Source organism: Pseudomonas sp. FYR_5, from assembly GCF_043106315.1.
Classification (GTDB): domain Bacteria; phylum Pseudomonadota; class Gammaproteobacteria; order Pseudomonadales; family Pseudomonadaceae; genus Aquipseudomonas; species Aquipseudomonas putida_Y.
On sequence record NZ_JBICMK010000040.1, the window covers coordinates 65,563 to 82,422 of the forward strand.

Consider the following 16,860-nt stretch of genomic DNA (forward strand, 5'->3'; position numbering starts at 1 on the left):
CCTGGCTTAGTCGTCCTTGCCCAGCATGTACCGGTCAAAATGCTCGATATGCTCATCGAGGTTGTCCTCGAGCATCATCCGGTACTGGTCGCAGAAGTACTTCAGAATCTCTTCCCGTGCCGCACCCAGTTCCGCGCCGCTCTTGAAGCTGCGGGCGCTCATCCAGGCGCTGAAGCGCGCTGCACCGAAGGTCAGCGAGGCGCTTACCTTGCCCAGGTCTTCGAACTTTTCGATCTGCTGGTTCGCCAGTTCGATGTGCGCATCGGCACGATCGTAAAAGGCCTGGTCGGTAGCTTGGGTCATTGGGGTTCACCTTGTTGCGCAATTCGCGCGGGAGGCCAAGCCTTGCATGTCACGGCGCATACGTGCAAGGCTGAAAAAGGGATCACCCATGACGAAAAGGAAGCAAAGCACCTCATGCTTGGAATCACACGTATCCATCGCTATTTGCGCCCACTGCCTGCGAAACCGACCGCAGCCAGTGGGCGTGAACTCAAGGCCAAACGCGCCACCCGCCTCGCCTCGAAGGTTGCCAACCTTCTCTGCACCCCCCGCTCCGCTCCGCCTTACCTCTGTGTCACCCCTGAGCGTCCCGCTGTCGAACGTGTGCCTCCGACCTGACTGCCTCCTCGGCAGCTCACACACCGTACTCGCCTGTTGCAGGCGGAGTGCCTGACGCAACGACAAGGGGCAACAGCCAATGCTTTTCTTTCACGGTAAACACATTTTCAGCGCCATCTTCGATATGGATGGCACCCTCTTCGACACCGAGCGCCTGCGCTTCAAGACACTCAAGCAAGCTTCTCTGGAAATCTTCGGCAAAGCGCTGAGCGAGCAGACCCTGATTGGCTCGCTGGGCCTGAGCGCAAAGAAGGCCGAGGCCCTTGCCAAGGCGCATAACGGCGACGACTTCCCGTACGCCGAAATCCGCCAACGCGCGGATGAACTTGAACTGGAGTACGTGCGCAATCACGGCGTACCGATCAAGCCCGGCCTGCTGGAGGTGCTGGAGCGCTTGCGCAAATCAGGCCTGACCATGGCGGTGGCCACTTCCAGCCGCCGTGCCATTGCCGAGGAATACCTGATCAACGCCAACGTGCTGAAGTACTTCGACATCACCGTTTGTGGCGATGAAGTCAGCCAAGGCAAACCCCACCCCGAGATTTTCCTGAAAGCCGCCCGCGCGCTCAATTGCGAGCCAGGCCAGTGCTTCATGGTCGAGGACTCGGAAAACGGCATGCTGTCGGCGATGCGTGCTGAAGGGCAGGCGATCCTGATCGAGGACATCAAGCCGCCTGCGCCGGAAATCAAGGCGGGCGCGCTAAAAGCCTACCGCAGCATGCATGAATTTCTCGCCGACCTGAGCGAGTGCGTACCCGACCTGGGCATGCCTGCATTGAGCGAGCCGTTTCCGGCCTCGATGAACCAGTTCAGCGTGGGCATTCATGGTTTCGGCGCCATCGGCGGCGGTTACCTGACACAGGTATTTTCCCATTGGGACGGCTACACCCGACCGCGTGAAATCATTGCCGCAACCCGCTCACGCATGCTGCGCGAAAGCGTCAGCGCCTTCGGCCGCTACAGCGTGCGCTACGGTGCCACGTCATTCGACCAGACCATCGACAACGTGCGCATGATCGACATGGACGATGACGACGCCGTCATCGGCATGTACACCACTGCCGAAATCATTGGCCTGAGCCTGCCCGAGCAGGCCATCAGAAGCCAGGCCAGGGTGATCGCCCAAGGCCTGCTGCAACGCTTCGAGCGCCGAGGCCGCGAGCTGACCCTGTTGATCGTGCTGAACAAGGTTGGCGGTGCGGCGTTCGTGCGGCGTCATGTGCAAGCCGAGTTGGCATTGCTGTGCCCGCCTGCGATCAGCGAGCAGGTTTTGCAGAAGACCCATTTCGCCGAAACGGTGGTCAGCCGTATCGTGTCCAAACTGGGCAACGACGCGCTGGTAAGGCAACTGCGCATCAAGTCGCAGATGTTCCAGAACAGCCTGGAAGACGAGCCTGCAAGCACCCGCAAGCCCTCGGCGCCGCTACCAGAGTACGAACGGCTGATCGGCCACTTCAGGCCCTTTGCACAGCCCAGCAGCGCCATGAGCCAGCTGCATCTGGTGCTGTTCAACAGCGAAGCCGACATGCCGCTTTACGCCGAGCGCGGCAGCGATCTTCTCGAACGCCTGCGCCAGGTGAAGACAGTCCCAGACATTGCCCAGATCCAGATCATCAAGAACCGCCTGTGGAACGGCCCGCACGCCATCGTGGCCTGGTACGCCAGCCTGCTGGGCCATGCCTGGGTCGGCCAGGGCATGGGCGATACGCGAGTGAGTGAACTGGCCGAGCGCCTGATTCGCCAGGAGGTCGCGCCTGCACTGGTGGCCGAATACCCACAGATGGCCGAGGTGGTCAGCCGCTTTGCCGAGGCATTCCTCGAGCGCTGCAAAACCTCGTTCAAAGACCCGTGTGCCCGGGTAGGCCGCGACCCCTTGCGCAAGCTGCAACGCAACGAACGCATCCTCAGCAGCATCGACCTTGCCCGCAAGCACGGTATTGCAACCCCAGCCCTGGCGTTTGGCGCCGGGCTCGCCATTCACCACGCCCTGAACTGCAGCGACAGCAAAGACCTGGAAAGCCAGGCAATCAGGCAGGTTTACCTGGATAACCAGGAAAGCGTCGAAGCCGTGCTCACCCATGCCAACAAACCGTTCCCCGGGTTGTGCCCCGTCAAGGACGCGGAACTGATCGCTGCCATCAGTGAAGGTTTCCGCCAATTGCCACAGCCGGCTTTGCGCCACGCGGTTGCTGTAGGCTCATAACCAGCCCTGGCCGGGACACTGTGGGCGCGGGTTGCGCCTGCGTCCCGGTCACCGCCATGGGCTGGCCCTGGGTACCGGCCTAAAGCACTTCGAACAGGCCTGCTGCGCCCATGCCGCCGCCCACGCACATCGTCACGACCACGTACTTCACCTTACGTCGCTTGCCCTCCAGCAAGGCATGGCCGACCATCCGCGCGCCGCTCATGCCGTAGGGGTGGCCGATAGCAATGGCACCGCCATTGACGTTCAGTTTCGCCGGGTCGATCTGCAACTGCCGGGCGCAATACAGCACCTGGCAGGCGAACGCCTCGTTCAGCTCCCATAGTCCGATATCGTCTACCGTCAGGCCCTGCTGGCGCAGTAGCTTGGGCACCGCCAACACCGGGCCGATACCCATTTCCTCGGGGGCAAGGCCAGCCACGGCGATACCGCGGTAAAGCCCCAGGGCTGCAGTGCCCGAGCGCGCCGCCAGCGCGCCCTCCATCAGCACGCAGGCACTGGCGCCATCGGACAACTGACTGGCATTGCCGGCCGTGACACAACCGCCTTCGACCACGGGCTTGAGCCCCTGCAGATCGGCCAGGGTCGTCGCCGGCCGGTTCCCTTCGTCCTGGGTCAGGCGCACCTCTTCATGGCTGACAACACCTGTCAGCTTGTCCACCACCTTCTTGCGTGCGATGACCGGCACGATTTCAGCGGCGAACAGCCCTGCCGCCTGCGCCGCCGCCGTGCGCTGCTGAGACTGCAGGGCGTAGACATCCTGCGCTTCGCGGCTTATGCCATAACGCCGGGCCACCCGTTCGGCCGTTTGCAACATCGGCATGTAGGCGTGCTCGCTCATGCGCAGCACCGCGGGGTCGTAAGCCTCACTGGCCAGTTGGTTGTGCACCTGCTGCACCAGGCTGATCTGCTCCTGGCCTGCGCCAATGGTCACCTGCATGCCATCAACCATGATCTGCTTCGCCGCCGTGGCAATGGCCATCAGGCCTGAAGCGCACTGGCGGTCGACGGTCTGACCGCTGACCGATTGGGGCAGGCCGGCGGCCAGCGCCGACAGCCGCCCCGGGTTGATCGCGGCAGTGCCGCTCTGCATGGCGGTCCCCAGCACCAGGTCATCGACCTGCGCCGGTTCGATGCCGGCACGTTCTACTGCGGCGCGGATAGCGACAGCCGTCATGCTGGGGGTTTTCAGGTCGTTGAAGGCGCCACGCATGGCTTTGCCGATAGGGGTGCGAGCAGTGGCGACGATCACGGCGTCTTTCATGATGGCTGTTCCTCAGGGGATAGGGGCTGCAGTTCGCTCAACACGTGCCGCAGGCAGTCCGGCACCGGCACCGGGCGCCGCCCTTCGCGGTCGACGAATACATGGACGAAGCGGCCGGTGGCGCAGGCCAATGGCTGACCGGCAAGGAACACGGCCAACTGATAGTGCACCGAGGTGTTGCCCAACCGGCTCACCGCAAGGCCCACTTCGACGTCATGCGGGAAGGCCACCGGCGCCTGGTAGTCGCAGGCGGAGCTGACCACCAGCGCGATCACCCTCCCCTGGTCGATATCCAACCCGCCCTGCCGCACCAGCAGGCGGTTCACGGCGCTGTCGAAAAAGCTGTAATAAACCACATTGTTCACGTGGCCATAGACATCGTTGTCGTGCCACCGGGTGGTGATGGGCGTGAAGTGCCGATAGTGTTCACGTTGCCGGAGGTGGCTCATCAGTAGGCTGCCTCATAGATGGCCAGCGCATCGGTCTGGGTGACTTCACGCGGGTTATTGACCAAAAGGCGTTGCTGTTGCATCGCGTCTTCGGCCAGCTGGCCAAGCCGATGACGTGGTATATCGGCGTCGCGCAGGCGGTCCGGTAACCCGCAGCGGCTGCTCAGCGCGGCCAGCTCGGCCACGAATTGTTCTGCCTGCTGGCGTTGATCGCCGGGCTGCAAACGGGCCCCCAGCAGCGGCACGGCCAGTTCGGCGTAGTCCACTGCCGCCACCGGCAGGTTGAAGCGCAGCACATGCGGCAACACCAGCGCGTTGGCCAGGCCATGGGGAACATGAAAGTGCCCACCCAGCGGATAGGCCAGGGCATGCACCGCCGCCACCGGTGCATTGGCAAAGGCCTGGCCGGCCAGGCAAGCCCCCAGCAGCATGGCCTGGCGGGCCTGCAGGTTGCCGCCGTTGTGCACAGCCTGGTCAAGGTTATCCGCCAGCAGCCGCAGCGCCTCACGGGCCAGCAGGCTGGACAGCGGGTTACGCTTGAGGCGGCTGGTATAGGCTTCGATGGCATGCACCATGGCGTCGATACCGGTAGCAGCAGTCACCGCCGCTGGCAGGCCGAGGGTGCAGACGGCGTCGAGCACTGCCAGGTCTGGCAACAGCAGCGGCGAAACAATGCCCATCTTGGTGGTGGCACCGGTGGTGACGATGGCGATCGGCGTCACCTCCGAACCGGTACCTGCCGTGGTGGGCACCTGGATCAACGGCAGCCGGCGGCCCTTGGCCTTGTCGATGCCGTACAGCTCGGCGATGGGCTGCGAACAGTCGCGGTGGGCCAGCAGCGCAACCAGCTTGGCCACATCCATCGAGCTGCCGCCGCCAAACCCCACCACCAGGTCGGCACCGATATGCCGGGCGCGCTGGACGGCCGCCAGCACGCATGCCTCGCTGGGGTCGGCCGTAACCTCACTGAAGATCGCCACGCCGACCTTGGTTGCCGTGAACCCCGGCAGCAGGTCATCGAGCATGCCTAGGCGGGCGATACCCGGGTCACTGACGATCAATACACGCTTGGCACCGCGCTCACGGCACAGGCCTGCAAGGCGCTGCACCGCGCCGGGTTCGCAGAGGATCTGCGCAGTGGTGGCAAAGCTGAAAGGCTGCATCGCACTCTCCTTGTTCGTGTGGTTTGCCGTGCGCTAGAACGCGAAATCGCTCGCCGGTAGCGCCATCAGGCAATCCGCGCCACCCAGCAGGGCCTCGCGGTGAGCAGTGGCGCGGGGCAGGATCCGCCGCCAGTAGAACGTTGCGGCGTCAAGCTTGGCCCTGTAGAAGGCTGTTTCCGCGCTGCCGGCGGCAAGCGTTGCTTGAGCGCGCACAGCCGCTTGCAACCACATCGCCGCCAACAGCACGTAGGCCGAGTAGGCAAGAAAATCAACCGACACTGCCCCTGACTCCTGAGGGTCGCGTTGACAGGCCTCGACCACATGGCCGGACAAGGCGCGCCACTCCTCCAAACGTTGCCCCACGGCGGTCGCCATGGCCTGCAGGCCGCCGAGCGCATTGGCAGCCCTGACGTGCAGCGCCATTTCGTCGATCAGCAGATTGAGCTCGGCCCCGCCGTCCCCCAGGACCTTGCGGCGTATCAGGTCGAGGGCCTGTATGCCGTTGGTGCCTTCATAAAGCTGGGTGATGCGGCTATCGCGCATCAACTGCTCCATGCCCCACTCGCGGATGTAGCCGTGGCCGCCATACACCTGCACCCCAAGGCTGGCGACCTCCTGACCGACGTCGGTGAAGAACGCCTTGACGATAGGGATCAGCAACGCCGCCCGCCGGGCTGCCGCCTGGCGCGCCGGTGCACTTTTCGCAGCGTGCTCCAGGTCCAGTTGCCGAGCGGTGTAGATGCCCAGCATGCGACAACCCTCGGTAAGGGTCTTCTGGGTCAGCAGCATGCGCCGCACGTCTGGATGGACGATAATCGGATCGGCAGGCTTTTCCGCAGCCACCGGCCCGGCAAGCGAGCGCGACTGCAGACGCTCCCGGGCATAGGCCAGCCCCCCCTGAAAAGCGGCCTCGGCAATACCAAGCCCCTGCAGGCCGACCTGGAAGCGGGCATCGTTCATCATGGTGAACATGCAGGCCAGGCCCTGGTTGGCCTCCCCCACCAGCCAGCCTTGGGCACCGTCGAAATTCATCACGCAGGTCGAGGCACCCTTGATGCCCATCTTGTGTTCCAGCGCCCCGCAGCCCAGCGCGTTGCGCTCGCCACCGGGCAGCAGCTTGGGCACCAGGAACAGGCTGATGCCCCTGACACCGGCCGGCGCATCAGGCAGGCGCGCGAGTACCAGATGAACGATGTTGTCGGTCAGGTCGTGCTCGCCACCACTGATGAATATCTTGCTGCCGGTAATGCGGTAGCTGCCGTCCGCTTCCGGCTGGGCGCGGGTACGCAGCAACGCCAGGTCGGTGCCGGCCTGCGGCTCGGTCAGGCACATGGTGCCGGCCCACTCGCCACTGACCATCCGGCTCAGGTAGGCCTGCTTGAGTGCTTCGCTGCCATGGCGATGCAACGCCAGGACCGCGCCCTCGGTCAGGCCGGAGTAGATGCGGAACGACAACGACGCCGCCATCAGCATTTCATGGAAGCTGGCCGATGCCATCTGCGGCAATCCCTGGCCACCATAGGCCTGCGGCCCGGTCATACTGGCCCAGCCATGCTCGACGTATTGCCGATAGGCGTCCCGCATGCCGTCCGGGGTGGTGACCTCGCCGCCCACCCACTGGCAGCCCTGTTCGTCACTGTTGCGATTGAGCGGTGCGATGATTTGGCCAGTGAAACGTGCGGCCTCCTCAAGGATGCCGTCGAGGGTGTCGCGGTCCAGTTCGATACCTAGTTGCTGGCAATGTCCGCTCAGGTCGAACAGTTCATGCAGCACGAAACGCATGTCGCGAAGGGGCGCCTGGTAGTTCATGCCTGAACCTCCCCACGCGGTTCGAAACGCTTGCCACCGGCCACAAGTGAGTAGAGCAGCCCTGCCGGGCGCCAATGCTCGCCAAGCACGCCTTGCAGGTATTCCAGCCGGGCCAGGATGAACGGCGCCCCCTGCTCGTCGGCCCAGCGCATGGGCCCGCCAGTGGCAGCCGGGAAGCCATAGCCGTGGAGCCAGACCTGGTCGATGTCGCCGCTGCTGGCAGCGATACCTTCCTGGAGAACCTTCGCCCCTTCGTTGACCAGTGCCAGCAGGCAGCGCTCGAGGATTTCCTCGGCACTGATGCCCCGGCGTCGGTAGCCAAGTTTCTGGGATACCTGCAGCACCAGGGCGTCGACCTGCGGGTCATGCTCGGCCTGTCGGCTGCCGGGCGCATAGCGGTAATAGCCTTGCCCGGTCTTCTGCCCGAGACGACCGAGCTCGCACAGCGCGTTATCGACCTGCACCAGCGGGTCGTGCATGCCTTGCCCGGCCAACTGCCGGGCGCGCCACTCCAGGTCGATGCCCACCACGTCGTACATGCGGAACGGCCCCATGGCGAAGCCGAACTGCTGCAGCACCGCATCCACCTGATGTGGCAACGCCCCTTCAAGCAGCAACTTGCGCGCTTCGCCCACATAGCTGCGCAACATGCGATTGCCAATGAACCCAGGGCAGTTGCCTGCCACTATCGCCACCTTGCCCATGCGCTCGCCCAGCGCGCGTGCAGCGTCGAGCACTTTCTGATCGGTGTGTGTCCCACGCACGATTTCGAGCAGCTTCATGACATGCGCAGGGCTGAAGAAATGCAGCCCCAGGACCTGGGACGGCCGCTGGGTGACGGCGGCAATTGCGTCGATGTCCAGCGCCGAGGTGTTGCTGGCCAGGATTGCACGTGGCTTGAGGTGTGCATCCAGTGCACGGAAGATTTCCTGCTTGAGCGCCAGGTTTTCATACACCGCTTCAATCACCAGGTCGGCCTCCGCCAACGCCGGATAGCCGTCCACGACCTGCACACGCGCCAGGCAGGCGCCGGCCTGGGCCTGGGTGATGCGCTGCTTGTCCACCTGCTGGGCCCAGGCTTGGCTGACCATGCCCAGCCCGGCTTCGAGCGCTGCCGCGTTGCAGTCCAGCCACAGCACCGACAGCCCGGCGTTGGCCAGGCTGATGACGATGCCGCGGCCCATGGTGCCTGCACCTATCACAGCCACCTGATTGATCGGGAAGGGAGTATTCACGCGCAACGCTCCTGCTTTCTTGTAGGTATGAGGACTGTGATCACCCTAAGCAGGCCGAAGGTATTTTTGAAATTTCCATTTCGTATGCCATATATTTTCGACATGAATATTTCGAACTTCGACCTGAACCTGCTGCGCGTCTTCGACATGTTGCTGCGTGAACAGAACGTATCCCGCGCAGCCGAGCGTCTGGCCCTGACACAGCCGACCGTGAGCAATGCCCTGGCGCGCCTGCGTGACCAGCTGGGCGACCCGCTGCTGGTCCGCGTGGGCCGGCGCATGCGCCCGACGCCACGGGCCTTGGCACTGGAGGGGCCGATACGTGCGGCGTTACAGCAGATCGAGCAGACGCTGGGCACCGGCGATGGCTTCGAGCCACAGCGCAGCCATCGCCAGTTGCGCATCGCCCTCACCGATTTCGTCGAACAGCTGTGCATGCCGCCACTCCTGGCGCGGCTGGAACTACTGGCCCCCAACGTGCGCATCGACGTGGTGCACCTGGCCCCCAACCTGCCGGCCGAGGCGCTGGACCGGGGCGACCTCGACCTGGTACTGGGCCGTTTCGACGAGGTGCCGGCGCGCTTCACCCGCCACCCCTGGCGCCGTGAAACCCTGCAGATCGCGCTGCGCCAGCAGCACCCGCACCTGGCGCCGGGCCAGGCACTGGACCTCGACGCATTCCTGGGCTTGCGGCACATCTGGGTGCACGGCGGCCAGACCCGGGGCATGGTCGACCAGTGGCTGGCCGAGCAAGGCCTGACCCGGCAAATCGCCTATACCACGCCCAACTACCTGCAGGCCGCACATCTGGCCGCAGCCACCGACATGTGTGTGGTGCTGCCGCGGCAACTGGCCCAGCAGTTTGCGCACCTGCTGCCCTTGGCGGTGCACGAACTGCCTTTTGCCCTGGAGCCTTTCGAACTGGAACTGGTACACCTGAGCCACCGTCAGCACGACCCCGCCCTGGCCTGGCTGGTCGAACAGATCCTCACGTTGCCCCCCGCCTGAGCCATCAGGAAACGCGATAGCCGCCATGCCGCTCTGGTATTGGCTGGTGTGCAAGCCCCTCCCCTAGAGTGTTCTGCCCCAAGAACAACAAGGACATCCCATGCGTTTTTCACTGTCGATGCTGGCGCTTGCCCTGCTGGCCCCCCTTCCGAGCCTGGCCGCAACAGCGGCCAAGGATGCCACGCCGGCCACCCTGGCCAGCAACCAGCAGTGGCTGCAACGGTTACCCTTCGAGGATCGCGTCGACTACGAAACAGCCCGGCGTGGGCTGGTCGAGCGGTACGACGGGCCAGTCGCGACGGCCGATGGCAAGACCGTGTGGAACCTGGCCCAGTATGCTTTTCTGGAACCGGCGCAGTCCCCTGCCACGGTAAACCCGAGCTTGTGGCGCCTCGCTCAGTTGAACAACATCGCCGGGCTGTTCAAGGTCACCGAGGGCATCTACCAGCTTCGCGGCCTGGACCTGGCCAACATGACCATCGTCGAGGGGCAGGACGGGCTGATTGTGATCGACCCGCTGCTTGCCGTGGAGACCGCCAAGGCGGGCCTCGAACTGTACTTCAAGCACCGGCCGCGCAAGCCGGTGACCACGGTGATCTACACCCACCCGCACGTCGACCATTTCGGCGGGGTGCGCGGGGTGATCAACGAGGCGGACGTCAAGGCTGGCAACGTCCAGGTCATCGCGCCCGAAGGCTTCTTCGAACATGCCATCGGTGAAAACGTACTGGCCGGTCCGGCCATGAAGCGCCGCGCCCAGTACATGTACGGCGCCCCTCTGCCTCGCGGGCCGCGAGGCCAGGTGGATGCCGGGCTGGGCAAGGGCGTGCCGGCCAATGCCACCGTCAGCCTCATCGCGCCGACGCTTGAAATCAGCCAACCGCTGCAACGCATGACCCTGAGCGGCGTGGAGGTGGAGTTCCAGCTGACCCCGGGCACCGAGGCGCCGGCGGAAATGAACATCTATTTCCCGGCGTTCAAGGCACTGTGCATGGCCGAGAACGCCACCCACGTGCAGCACAACGTACTGACGCTGCGCGGGGCCCTGGTGCGCGATCCGAAAGTGTGGGCCCATTACCTGGACCAGTCGCTGGTGCGCTACGGCGACCAGGCCGAGGTGGCGTTCGCCCAGCATCACTGGCCCACTTGGGGCAAAGTGGCCATCCGCGACTACCTGGCTGACCAGCGCGATATGTACGCCTTCCTCGACAGCCAGACCTTGCGCCTGATCAATCAGGGCCAGACACCCATGGAAATTGCCCAGACCCTGGCCAGCCTGCCACCGCGCCTGGCAAGCAAATGGTACAGCCGCGACTACTACGGTTCGCTCAGCCATAACGTCAGGGCCGTCTATCAACGCTACATGGGGTTCTACGACGGCAACCCGGCCAACCTCGACCCATTGCCACCGCAAGCGGCCGGCAAGCGTTACGTGGCGGCCATGGGGGGTGCCGATCAGGTGCTGACCCAGGCCCGCCAGGCCTTCGCCGAGGGCGACTATCGCTGGGTGGCGCAATTGGTCAACCATCTGGTATTCGCCGAGCCGGACAACACCGAGGCCCGCGAACTGCAGGCCGACGCGCTGGAGCAACTGGGTTACCAGAGTGAGAACGCCACCTGGCGCAATGCCTACCTCAGTGGCGCGCAGGAATTGCGCTCAGGCGTTGCCGCCGGTGCGGGTAGCGGCGGCAACGCCGATGACATGGTGCGGGCCCTGACACCCAGCCTGTTTTTCGACTACCTGGGCGTGCGGGTAAATGCCTACCAGGCTGCCGATAGCGACCTGACCATCAACTGGCGGTTTTCCGACCTGGACGAAGACTACGCCCTGACCCTGCGCAACGGCGTCCTCACCCACCGCGACCTGGCGCGCCACGCCAAGGCCGATGTAGAGGTCACCATGCGCAAACAGACGCTGGACCGCATTGCCCTCAAACAGACAGGCTTTCTCAAGGAAGCCACAGCAGGGGCTATCGACATCAAAGGCGAACGGGTGAAATTCCTGCAATTCATGGGGGGGCTGGAAGAGGCTGATTCGCGCTTCAATATCGTCACGCCCTGAACGGCAGCGGGCGGCGCCGGCACTGTGCTCAGCCGCCCTTCGCCAACCGGCACAAGCCTGCCAGTGCCATCAGCCACACTACGCTGCCCAATGCCAGCACTACCCACGGCGCAGGCTGACCGCGTTCGGCCTGCAACATCGCCAGGCCCCGCTCGTAACGCCGCCGCTGGCGGGTCAGCAGCGCCAGCGCGGCCACGCCCGCCAATGCCAGCACGTACACATCGCCTTGACGACAGGCCAATGCCGCCACTGCCACCAGCGCCAGCACAGTGCGCCGCCAGGCCAGCTCGGTGCGTTCTGCCTGCAGGCCCGGATCACCCATGCCAGCGTGGCCACAGGACGAGACCTGCCAGCAGTACGGCGACCAGACAACCCAGCGCCAACAACGGCACCAGTGCCGGCAATGGCAACGGGCGTCGCTGATGCAATGCCCGCTCTACCCGCAGCCAGCGCAGGCAGGCGCCAGCGCTCAGCGATGCGCTAAGCAGCATCAGGCCAGCGACCAGCCACAGCCGCAGGTGTGCCTCGAGGACGTGACCGGCGAAGGTTTCAATGGCGATCGCGCCACCCAGCAGCGCCAGCGCGGTGCGGATCCAGGCCAGGAAGGTACGCTCGTTGGCCAGGGTGAAGCGCGGATCAGGCGCTTCACCCTGGCCCAACAGCCGCTGCGACCAGACAGGCCGTGGTTCAGGTACGCCCATCAGCGCACACCAAAGCTGCGCAGGGCGCCGGGCGAGAAGTACGAAAGGCTGGTGCGCACATTGAAGGCAAACGGCCGACGCTGTTCGTTGATCAACCCCGATGCATGGTAGCGGCCGCTCTTGAGGTCGTAGGTGATCTCCATGGCGTTGACCGCCACCTGGCCGCCGGGGTGAAAGAAACCATGGGCCTGGGAGGTTCGCCACAACTCGCCCCGTGCGTCGTAGCTATCTGTTTCGAGAATGGCCCAGGTGTCTTCATCCAGGTAGAACCGGCGCTTGGCATAGATATGCTGCGCCCCGGGCTTCAACGTCGCCTCCACGACCCATACCCGGTGCAGCTCGTAGCGGGTCGGTGTCGGGTCGATGTGGCCTGGCTTGATCAGGTCCGCATAGCGCAGCTCGGGCGATGCCAGGCGGTAACTGTTGTAGGGCACGTGCAGCGTCTGCTTGCCCAGCAGCTTCCAGTCATACCGGTCGGGTGCGCCATTGAACATGTCGCGACTGTCGGCGGTACGCAGGCCGGCGGTGCCCGGCCCGGTGGTGTCATAGGCGATGTTCGGCGCACGCCGTACCCGCCGCTGGCTGGCACTGTACACCCAGGACAAGCGCGGTTCGGCGACCTGGTCCAGTGTCTCATGCACCACCATCGCATCACCGGCAAGCCGCGAGGGCGCCGTCATGCGGTAGGTGAAGTAATAAAGTACATTGCCCTCCCCAAGGCGGGCCAAACCTTCGGGCCGTGCCACTTCCTGACGCGCGCTCATCAGCACGAAGCGGCCATTCTTCAGCGGCGTGACGCTGTCGGAGCTCAGGCTGTAGCTCACGTTGCGATGCCGGGTCAGGTGGTTCCAGATCACCTCCAGGCCGTTGGTTGGCTGCGGAAAGGCGATGACACCCGTGAAACCGCGCACACCGTTGCCCTGGTCATCCAGCTGCGCCTGCTCGGCGTTGCGGGCGGCCGATGCCGCGACCGCGTCGGGTACCGCAACACTGCGGTGGGTGGGATACACCGGCAAGCTCAGGCTGGCCGGGAAGCGCTTGAGCAAGGCCACCTGGCCGTCGGTAAGCTGACCTCGGTACTGCCGGTAGTTGGCGGCCGTGATCCGGTACAGGGGCTGCTCATCGGCAAACGGGTCCAGCGGCGTGCCGTTGTCGCCCAGGCGTTGCTGGGCCGTACTCAACCCACCTTGCCAGGCCGGGATGCGCCCGTCGGGGCTGGCAGCACGCTCGGCCCCCACCGGGGTCAGGTTGTCGGGCAGGCCGGCTGCCGCCAGCGCGCCGCTCGCCCAGAACAGGCCGATCATCACCATGCGCATTTTCATTGTCATGCCCTCAGAAAGTGACGCCCACGCTCAGCGAGATGAAGTCCCGGTCGCCGCGGGTGCCATAGTCGCCGTCGATGAAGTCGGTGTACGACACGCTCAGGCTGTAGGTGCTGGCAAGCGTCGCATCCAACCCGACGCTGATGGCCCTGGAGCCTTCGCTGAAGGCCGACCCCTCCACCGGGCCGGTGCCGTGCACGTCATGTGCCCAGGACAGGTTCGGCCGCAGGTCGAAACCGGCAATCACATTGGGGTAGGCCCAGGTGGCGCGTAGCCGGTAGCCCCAGGAAAACGGGGTCATGAAGCCTTCGTCATTGCAATGCTCAGGGGTTTTGGAAATGGCCACGCACACACTGTTGTCCGCCAGTTCGCCGCTGTTGAACGTGCCCGAACGCCCATAACGAGGGCCATAGGCGCCCTCCAGACCGCCGACGTAGGTGGCGCCCGCCTCGCCTATCAGCAGCACCTGGTTGGCGCCCATCACCTGGCTGAAAGCGTGAACAGCGGTTACCTGCAACTGGGTCATCTCTTTACGGCGGTAGCCGTCGAACAACGTACTGGCGCTGTCTGGCCGCAGACCATCGCCCAGCAAGGGCGAGCGGCCATCGACGTTCAACAGCGACTGGATGATGTCGGTGCCGTTGAGCTGCATGGGCATGTTCGGCCGGTAGCTCAGCTCCCCCTGCAGCGCCGTGCCGGTGCGCAGGGTGGTGGAGAACGAAAGGCCGTAGAGGCGAATGTCCTCGGGGTATTGCACCCGGTACTGCGAGGTGCCCAGGCGTAGCGCGCCGACCAGCGACTGGCCTGCGCTGGAGCCCAGGAAAGCGGCACAGTCTGCAAGCCCGATAGCGAGGTTGGCGCACAGCTGCGGGGCGAAACGGCGGTTGTCGAAATACGGGCTGCTGACCGTACCCAGGTAAGGCGTACGGCTGTGGTAGTTCGCCGCGTAGGCGCCAAACTCGGTGTCCAGCGCCGCCACGTACCAGCGCAGCGAAACGCCCCACTGCCCGCTGTTGCGGGCATCCTGGTCGCTGCCGCGGGGTATGCGCACCCCTTCGCTGGTGAGGTTTACACCAAACGGCGCAAGCCCGGCCACGGCTGTGGGGTTGCCGAGCAATTTGGCGCCCACGTCCAGGCCATCACACCCATCGGGCAAAAAGTCGTTGTTCGAAAAGAACGTGCCGCAGTTGTCGAGCTGGGTCTGTTCCCAATCCAGCTGATAGAAACCGTCGACCGACAGCGCTTCGGTGAGGTTCTGGGTGAAGTAGAACAGGTTCACCGGCACCAGCGCGTCCTTCACTTCCGAACCGGGGCGGCGCAAGGCCGCCAGGTTGAAGGGGTTGATGACGTTCAGACCGCCCTGAATGAAGGTGCTTTCACCCCAGTTGACCACTTGCTTGCCCAGCCTGAGCGAGCCCGGCTGGCCGTCGATGTCGTACAGGTAGTAACCGAAGGCATCGAGCAGCTGGCTACCTGCAGTCTTGGCTGAGCGCTTGCGGTTGTTGTCCTCGACCTGCTTGAAGCGCTGATCGTGATCACGCAGGGCCGTGTCGTACCAGTAGGTACCGCGAAGGAACACCCCCAGGTTGTCGTGCTTGAGCTCCAGGTCATGGGTGCCTTTGAACACCGCTGAAAACACATCGCCGGAGGCAAAGTTCAGGCGGCCGTCATCGCTGTTGGCGCTGAGGTGCAGGGCCGGGTCAGGGTTGGCAGTCGCAATGCTGGTACCAAAGGAAAGCGCCGAGTCGAATTGCCCCTCAAGTTCACCCCAGTGAAACTGAGCGGCACCGGCAGATGCAGAAAAAAGTACTGATGAGGCAAGTACCGACAACGGTCCCGAGCGACCGTAAATACGAGATGCCATCACTCTTAACCTCTTATTGTGTTTATTAGAGAGTGAATTGCGAGTTAATGCTTAAGTACGGCGCAAAGGCCTGCAGGCAAGGGCTTGGGTAATTATTCGAACGTTTCTGTTATCCTCGTTTTGCTGCTTACCGATACTAAGTAGGCCACCGGGGCTGAACAAATAGCGTCTCCCGATGGTTGCCATATCACTTCGGCATAGCCTGAGAATCACGATGACTTTGAAACAACTGCGTTATTTGATCGCCATTGTCGAAGCCGGCAGTTTCTCCAATGCCGCACGCCAGGCGTTCATCGCCCAACCCGCCTTGAGCCGACAGATAGGCCTGCTGGAAAGCGAACTGGAAATGCAACTGCTGGCGCGCCAGCATGACGGTATCGAACTGACCGATGCCGGGCGGCAGTTGTACGAAGTGGCACGATCGGTCGTGCAGCAGCTCGACTCGGTGAAGGACGAGCTGAAGTCCAGCCGCGGCAACCCCAAGGGGCACGTGGCCATCTCGATTCCCGCCACTGCCTCGGCACTGTTGTTGCCGGCCATCATCACCCAGGCCCAGGTACGCTTCCCGGGTATCAAGCTCACCGTATGGGATGGCCTGAGCCGCGAAGGTGGCCAGGCGATCGAGCTGGGCAAGGTGGATTTCGGCGTGGTGCCCAACGCCGAAGAGCTTGTCCATGTGGTCGCCGAGCCCGTGTTTTCCGAAGACCTGTACTGGGTCGGCTTGCCTGGGCACGGTCCTGACGAGTCGCCCATCACCTTGGCTGAGGCCGCAGCGAGCCGCCTGGTAATGCCACCCCGTAGCCTGCACTTGCGCAGGCGCATCGAGCAGGCTGCCATGGAGACCGGTGTGACACTGGACTCCAGCTACGAACAGCAGTCGGCCCCCGGTATCACCAGCCTGGTCCGTGCCGGCCTGGCGGCCACCATCAGCAACTGGCCGCCGCTGCTGGATTTGGCCGCGCCTGCCAGCGCGCGGCTGATAGTGGAACCGCGCATCACCCGCACCATCGCCTTGGCCCACTCGCAGCACAAGCCGCTGTCGTTTGCCGCCGCCTGCATGCGCGACCTGGTGCGCGCACTGCTGGTGGATGCGGTGCGCAGCGAGCGCTGGAAAGGCACCCTGATCGAGCGCGAGGCCCTGGCGGAGCAGAGCCTCTGA

Annotated in this window: 14 protein-coding genes; 4 read left to right on the forward strand and 10 right to left on the reverse strand. The window is 64.2% G+C overall.

The genetic code is table 11. The annotated features are described in order from the left end of the window. Positions 1 to 6: 6 nt before the first annotated feature. A complete protein-coding gene (locus tag ACF8RA_RS04455; protein ID WP_176684457.1) occupies positions 7 to 303 on the reverse strand; it encodes a DUF3144 domain-containing protein in 297 nt (98 codons plus the stop codon). 397 nt (positions 304 to 700) lie between these two features. On the opposite strand from ACF8RA_RS04455, the gene mtlD reads away from it, so the two are divergent. Then, complete coding sequence (gene mtlD / locus ACF8RA_RS04460; RefSeq protein WP_392518829.1) at positions 701 to 2,824, forward strand: bifunctional mannitol-1-phosphate dehydrogenase/phosphatase; 2,124 nt, start codon at positions 701 to 703, stop codon at positions 2,822 to 2,824. Between the two features lie 79 nt (positions 2,825 to 2,903). Here mtlD and ACF8RA_RS04465 read toward each other — a convergent pair whose 3' ends face one another. From ACF8RA_RS04465 to ACF8RA_RS04485, 5 genes are read right to left on the reverse strand one after another with little or no spacing between them, the layout of a single operon-like run. Beyond that, positions 2,904 to 4,088, reverse strand: a complete 1,185-nt coding sequence (locus ACF8RA_RS04465; RefSeq protein ID WP_176684459.1) for an acetyl-CoA C-acyltransferase — start codon at positions 4,086 to 4,088, stop codon at positions 2,904 to 2,906. Next, entirely contained in the window at positions 4,085 to 4,537 is a 453-nt protein-coding gene (locus tag ACF8RA_RS04470; protein WP_176684460.1) for a thioesterase family protein, read from the reverse strand. The genes ACF8RA_RS04465 and ACF8RA_RS04470 overlap by 4 nt, the downstream gene beginning before the upstream one ends. After that, entirely contained in the window at positions 4,537 to 5,700 is a 1,164-nt protein-coding gene (locus tag ACF8RA_RS04475) for an iron-containing alcohol dehydrogenase (protein ID WP_176684461.1), read from the reverse strand. Before ACF8RA_RS04475 ends, ACF8RA_RS04470 begins: the two co-directional genes overlap by 1 nt. A 33-nt stretch (positions 5,701 to 5,733) precedes the next feature. Beyond that, complete coding sequence (locus ACF8RA_RS04480) at positions 5,734 to 7,509, reverse strand: acyl-CoA dehydrogenase C-terminal domain-containing protein (protein WP_392514767.1); 1,776 nt, start codon at positions 7,507 to 7,509, stop codon at positions 5,734 to 5,736. After that, positions 7,506 to 8,744 carry a 3-hydroxyacyl-CoA dehydrogenase NAD-binding domain-containing protein gene (locus ACF8RA_RS04485; protein ID WP_392518830.1) on the reverse strand — a complete coding sequence of 413 codons (1,239 nt, stop codon included), beginning with the start codon at positions 8,742 to 8,744 and terminating at the stop codon, positions 7,506 to 7,508. The genes ACF8RA_RS04480 and ACF8RA_RS04485 overlap by 4 nt, the downstream gene beginning before the upstream one ends. An 84-nt stretch (positions 8,745 to 8,828) precedes the next feature. Here ACF8RA_RS04485 and ACF8RA_RS04490 point away from each other — a divergent pair, with 84 nt between their 5' ends. Together ACF8RA_RS04490 and ACF8RA_RS04495 are read left to right on the forward strand one after the other, a co-directional pair. Beyond that, positions 8,829 to 9,752 carry a LysR family transcriptional regulator gene (locus tag ACF8RA_RS04490; protein WP_392460994.1) on the forward strand — a complete coding sequence of 308 codons (924 nt, stop codon included), beginning with the start codon at positions 8,829 to 8,831 and terminating at the stop codon, positions 9,750 to 9,752. 100 nt (positions 9,753 to 9,852) lie between these two features. Continuing rightward, on the forward strand, positions 9,853 to 11,814 hold the full coding sequence (locus ACF8RA_RS04495; RefSeq protein WP_392488418.1) for an alkyl/aryl-sulfatase: 1,962 nt from the start codon (positions 9,853 to 9,855) through the stop codon (positions 11,812 to 11,814). A gap of 28 nt (positions 11,815 to 11,842) precedes the next feature. On the opposite strand, the gene ACF8RA_RS04500 is transcribed toward ACF8RA_RS04495, so the two are convergent. From ACF8RA_RS04500 to ACF8RA_RS04515, 4 genes are read right to left on the reverse strand one after another with little or no spacing between them, the layout of a single operon-like run. Continuing rightward, positions 11,843 to 12,136 (reverse strand): DUF202 domain-containing protein, encoded by a 294-nt coding sequence (locus tag ACF8RA_RS04500; RefSeq protein WP_176684466.1) that lies wholly within the window; start codon positions 12,134 to 12,136, stop codon positions 11,843 to 11,845. After that, the gene (locus ACF8RA_RS04505; RefSeq protein WP_176684467.1) at positions 12,129 to 12,515 is read right to left on the reverse strand and encodes a YidH family protein; all 387 of its coding nucleotides are present in this window, start codon (positions 12,513 to 12,515) and stop codon (positions 12,129 to 12,131) included. The genes ACF8RA_RS04500 and ACF8RA_RS04505 overlap by 8 nt, the downstream gene beginning before the upstream one ends. Continuing rightward, a complete protein-coding gene (locus tag ACF8RA_RS04510) occupies positions 12,515 to 13,825 on the reverse strand; it encodes a DUF1329 domain-containing protein (protein ID WP_392461023.1) in 1,311 nt (436 codons plus the stop codon). The genes ACF8RA_RS04505 and ACF8RA_RS04510 overlap by 1 nt, the downstream gene beginning before the upstream one ends. Before the next feature lie 22 nt (positions 13,826 to 13,847). After that, on the reverse strand, positions 13,848 to 15,701 hold the full coding sequence (locus tag ACF8RA_RS04515) for a DUF1302 domain-containing protein (protein WP_392460996.1): 1,854 nt from the start codon (positions 15,699 to 15,701) through the stop codon (positions 13,848 to 13,850). A 214-nt stretch (positions 15,702 to 15,915) separates the two neighbouring features. Here ACF8RA_RS04515 and ACF8RA_RS04520 point away from each other — a divergent pair, with 214 nt between their 5' ends. Then, positions 15,916 to 16,860 (forward strand): LysR family transcriptional regulator, encoded by a 945-nt coding sequence (locus ACF8RA_RS04520; protein WP_176684469.1) that lies wholly within the window; start codon positions 15,916 to 15,918, stop codon positions 16,858 to 16,860.

Excerpts from the sequence above, each read along its gene's own strand:
- ACF8RA_RS04455 (WP_176684457.1), bottom strand. The coding sequence starts at position 303 with ATGACCCAAGCTACCGACCAGGCCTTTTACGATCGTGCCGATGCGCAC.
- ACF8RA_RS04490 (WP_392460994.1), top strand. The coding sequence starts at position 8,829 with ATGCCATATATTTTCGACATGAATATTTCGAACTTCGACCTGAACCTG.
- ACF8RA_RS04475 (WP_176684461.1), bottom strand. The coding sequence starts at position 5,700 with ATGCAGCCTTTCAGCTTTGCCACCACTGCGCAGATCCTCTGCGAACCC.
- ACF8RA_RS04465 (WP_176684459.1), bottom strand. The coding sequence starts at position 4,088 with ATGAAAGACGCCGTGATCGTCGCCACTGCTCGCACCCCTATCGGCAAA.
- ACF8RA_RS04520 (WP_176684469.1), top strand. The coding sequence starts at position 15,916 with ATGACTTTGAAACAACTGCGTTATTTGATCGCCATTGTCGAAGCCGGC.
- ACF8RA_RS04470 (WP_176684460.1), bottom strand. The coding sequence starts at position 4,537 with ATGAGCCACCTCCGGCAACGTGAACACTATCGGCACTTCACGCCCATC.
- ACF8RA_RS04505 (WP_176684467.1), bottom strand. The coding sequence starts at position 12,515 with ATGGGCGTACCTGAACCACGGCCTGTCTGGTCGCAGCGGCTGTTGGGC.
- ACF8RA_RS04515 (WP_392460996.1), bottom strand. The coding sequence starts at position 15,701 with ATGGCATCTCGTATTTACGGTCGCTCGGGACCGTTGTCGGTACTTGCC.
- ACF8RA_RS04510 (WP_392461023.1), bottom strand. The coding sequence starts at position 13,825 with ATGGTGATGATCGGCCTGTTCTGGGCGAGCGGCGCGCTGGCGGCAGCC.
- ACF8RA_RS04500 (WP_176684466.1), bottom strand. The coding sequence starts at position 12,136 with ATGGGTGATCCGGGCCTGCAGGCAGAACGCACCGAGCTGGCCTGGCGG.
- mtlD (WP_392518829.1), top strand. The coding sequence starts at position 701 with ATGCTTTTCTTTCACGGTAAACACATTTTCAGCGCCATCTTCGATATG.
- ACF8RA_RS04480 (WP_392514767.1), bottom strand. The coding sequence starts at position 7,509 with ATGAACTACCAGGCGCCCCTTCGCGACATGCGTTTCGTGCTGCATGAA.
- ACF8RA_RS04495 (WP_392488418.1), top strand. The coding sequence starts at position 9,853 with ATGCGTTTTTCACTGTCGATGCTGGCGCTTGCCCTGCTGGCCCCCCTT.